Source organism: Tepidimonas sp., assembly GCF_029335975.1.
Taxonomy (GTDB): Bacteria; Pseudomonadota; Gammaproteobacteria; order Burkholderiales; family Burkholderiaceae_C; genus Tepidimonas.
The window spans coordinates 1-2,872 of the sequence record NZ_JARJMT020000170.1 but is presented as its reverse complement, the minus strand read 5'-3'; the positions used below and the strand labels follow the sequence as shown (position 1 = coordinate 2,872).

Sequence of the window (2,872 nt, the reverse complement as noted above, 5' to 3'; positions counted from 1 at the left end):
GCTTGCAGGGGCGTCGGGCGGGGTGGCAGAGGGCAGCGTCAAGGGGCCTTTCTGGCCACACCCCGACAGGGTCATGGCCAGCACGGCCGTCCAAGCGGCCAGACACGGTCCTACAATCCGCCGGATTCTTTGCATGCGGGCGATTGTAGTGATGACCGATCTCGAATACCTGGACCGGGCCGAGGCGGCCTTGAAGGCGGTGGAACTCAGCTGCGACCGCCTGAACGAAACCACCGATGCCGACATCGACAACCAGCGCGTCGGCGGCATGATCACCCTGACCTTCCGCAATGGCAGCCAGATCGTGATCAATCTGCAGAAGCCTTTGCACGAGATCTGGATGGCGTCACGCTCCGGCGGCTATCACTACCGCTTCGACGGCCAGCACTGGATGGACACCAAGGGCACCGGGGAGTTTTTTGCCCACCTCTCGCGCGAGGCGTCGGCGCAAGCCGGCATGCCGCTGACGTTTGTCCCTTGAGCCGCCACACCGTCCGTCGGCCAGGGGGGAGCCTACTGGCGGAACAGATCCAGGATGCTGCGCTTTTCGTGCGGGTCGCTCTCCCCGTCGGGTGGGGCTTCGCCTGCCGCCGGTAGGTTGGCTGCATCGTCAAACCCCAGGCGTTTGACAAAGCTGCCGTCGGCATATTCGTCGTACACCCAATCTCCGTTCACGAATGCCACGCCGGACGGTGGCGTGAAGTCGTATACGGGGGTGTTGCGCAGGGCTTGGCCCATGAAGTCGATCCAGATCGGCAGCGCCAGCGCCCCGCCCGTGGCCCGCCGGCCCAGATTGCGCGGCGTGTCGTAGCCCAGCCAGGCAGCCGCCGCCAGCGTCGGGTGAAAACCCACGAACCACGCATCCTGGGCGTCGTTGGTGGTGCCGGTCTTGCCGTACAGGTCCGGGCGCTTGAGCGTCGCCTGCGCCCGCGCGGCGGTGCCGGAGCGGGTGATTTCGTTGAGCAGTTGCCCCATGAGGAAAGCGTTGCGCGCGGGTAGGGTGCGGTTGGCCTCGTCCGGGGCCTGCGGCGGCACCTCCAGCAGCACCCGGCCCTTGGGGTCGGTGATGCGGGTGATCAGCACCGGGGGCAGATAGTGCCCCCCGTTGGCAAACACGCTGTAGCCGGCTGCCATCTCCAGCGGCGTCACAGCCCCTGCGCCCAACGCCATGGTCAGATAGGGCGGATGCTTGGCGGGGTCCAGCCCAAAGCGGGTGATCCACTGTTGCGCCGACTGGGTGCCGACGGCCCGCAGCACTTGGATCGAAACCATGTTCTTGGACTTGGCCAGTGCCGTGCGCACGGTCATCGGCCCCTCGTATTGCCCATCGTAGTTCTTGGGCTCCCAGGGTTTGCCGCCCGTCACGCTGGCCGGAAAGAACAACGGCGCGTCGTTGACGACCGTTTGCGGCATGATGCCCTTTTCCAGGGCAGCAGAGTAGATGAAGGGCTTGAAACTGGAGCCGGGCTGGCGCTGCGACTGGGTGGCGCGGTTGAATTTGTTGCGCTCGAAGTCGAAGCCGCCGACCAGCGCGCGAATGCCGCCGTCGCGCGGATCGACAGCGACGAAGGCCGCCTCCACCGTGGGGGTCTGCGTGAGATACCAACCCTGCGCGCCTTTGGCGATGCGCACCACGGCGCCGGGGCGCAGCTTGAGCTGCGGCGGCGCATGATCACTCAGACCCGAGCGCACCGGCTCCAGCCCTTGGCCGGTGATTTCGATGGGGACGTCGTCGCTGCGCACCACGACCACTTTGCGCGGATCGGCCGACAGCACCACGGCGCTCAGCAGCGGCGGGTTGTCTGGCACGGCGGCCAGCGCGTCGTCGATGGCCGCCTCGCGCGCAGCAGGATTGGCAGGCAGCTCGATGAACCGCTCGGGCCCGCGGTAGACCTGGCGCCGCTCGAAGTCCAGGATGCCCTGACGCACGGCGCGCCAGGCAGCGCGCTGCAGGGCTGGGTCGATGGTGGTGTGGACCTGCAGTCCGGCGGTGTAGGCGTCCTCGCCATAGCGCTCCATGACGGCCTGGCGTACCATCTCAGCGATGTATTCGGCATGGATGGCCTGCTCGGCGTCGACGCGGCGCAGCCGCAAGGGCTCTTCGCGGGCAGCTTGGGCTTCGGCGGCGGTGATGAAGCCGTTTTCCAGCATGCGGTCGATGATGTAGAGCTGGCGCGCGCGGGCCCGCTTGGGATTGCTGATCGGGTTGTAGGCCGATGGCGCCTTGGGCAGACCGGCCAGCATGGCCGCCTCGGCAATGGTCAGCTCCTCGAGGGATTTGCCGAAGTAGGTTCGCGCCGCCGCCGCAAATCCGTACGAGCGGTGGCCCAGAAAAATCTGGTTCATGTAGATCTCGAGGATTTGCTCCTTGGTGAGCAGGTGCTCGAGCTTGAAGGTCAGCAGCACCTCGTAGATCTTGCGCAGATAGCTTTTTTCGCTGGACAGGTAGACATTGCGTGCCACCTGCATGGTGATGGTGGAGGCGCCTTGGCTCTTGGCTTCGCCCAGATTGGCCAGCGCCGCGCGCAGCAGGCCCCGGTAATCGATGCCGCTGTGCTCGAAAAAGCGCGCATCCTCGATGGCCAGCACGGCGTTGATCATCACCGGCGGGATGTCCTCGAACGGCACGAGGTTGCGGCGCTCCTCGCCAAACTCGGCCAGCAACGAGCCGTCGCGGGCGTACACGCGCAGTGGCAGCTTGGGGCGGTAATCGGCCAACTCGCTGACGTCGGGCAGGTTGGGGTAGGCCATTGCCAGGCCGAGGGCGATCAGCATGGCGCCCGCCAGCCCGGTGCCCGAGACAATCACCAGCGCTGCCCACAATACCCGGCGCCAGCCCGATCGGGGGGCAGAGACGGCAGGGGATGGGGAC

The 2,872-nt window shown here is 66.5% G+C and carries 3 protein-coding genes; 1 reads left to right on the top strand and 2 read right to left on the bottom strand.

The window, feature by feature from the left end; genetic code table 11:
• The coding region (locus P3W97_RS11095) for a lipoprotein (RefSeq protein WP_367184616.1) at positions 1-135 on the bottom strand (135 nt) is incomplete at its 3' end.
• A gap of 16 nt (positions 136-151) precedes the next feature.
• Between P3W97_RS11095 and cyaY the strand changes: the two genes are divergently transcribed.
• Positions 152-481, top strand: coding sequence for an iron donor protein CyaY (cyaY, locus tag P3W97_RS09610; protein WP_300846187.1), 330 nt, complete (start codon positions 152-154; stop codon positions 479-481).
• Between the two features lie 32 nt (positions 482-513).
• Here cyaY and P3W97_RS09605 read toward each other — a convergent pair whose 3' ends face one another.
• Positions 514-2,775, bottom strand: coding sequence for a penicillin-binding protein 1A (locus P3W97_RS09605; protein WP_300846189.1), 2,262 nt, complete (start codon positions 2,773-2,775; stop codon positions 514-516).
• Positions 2,776-2,872: the final 97 nt, after the last annotated feature.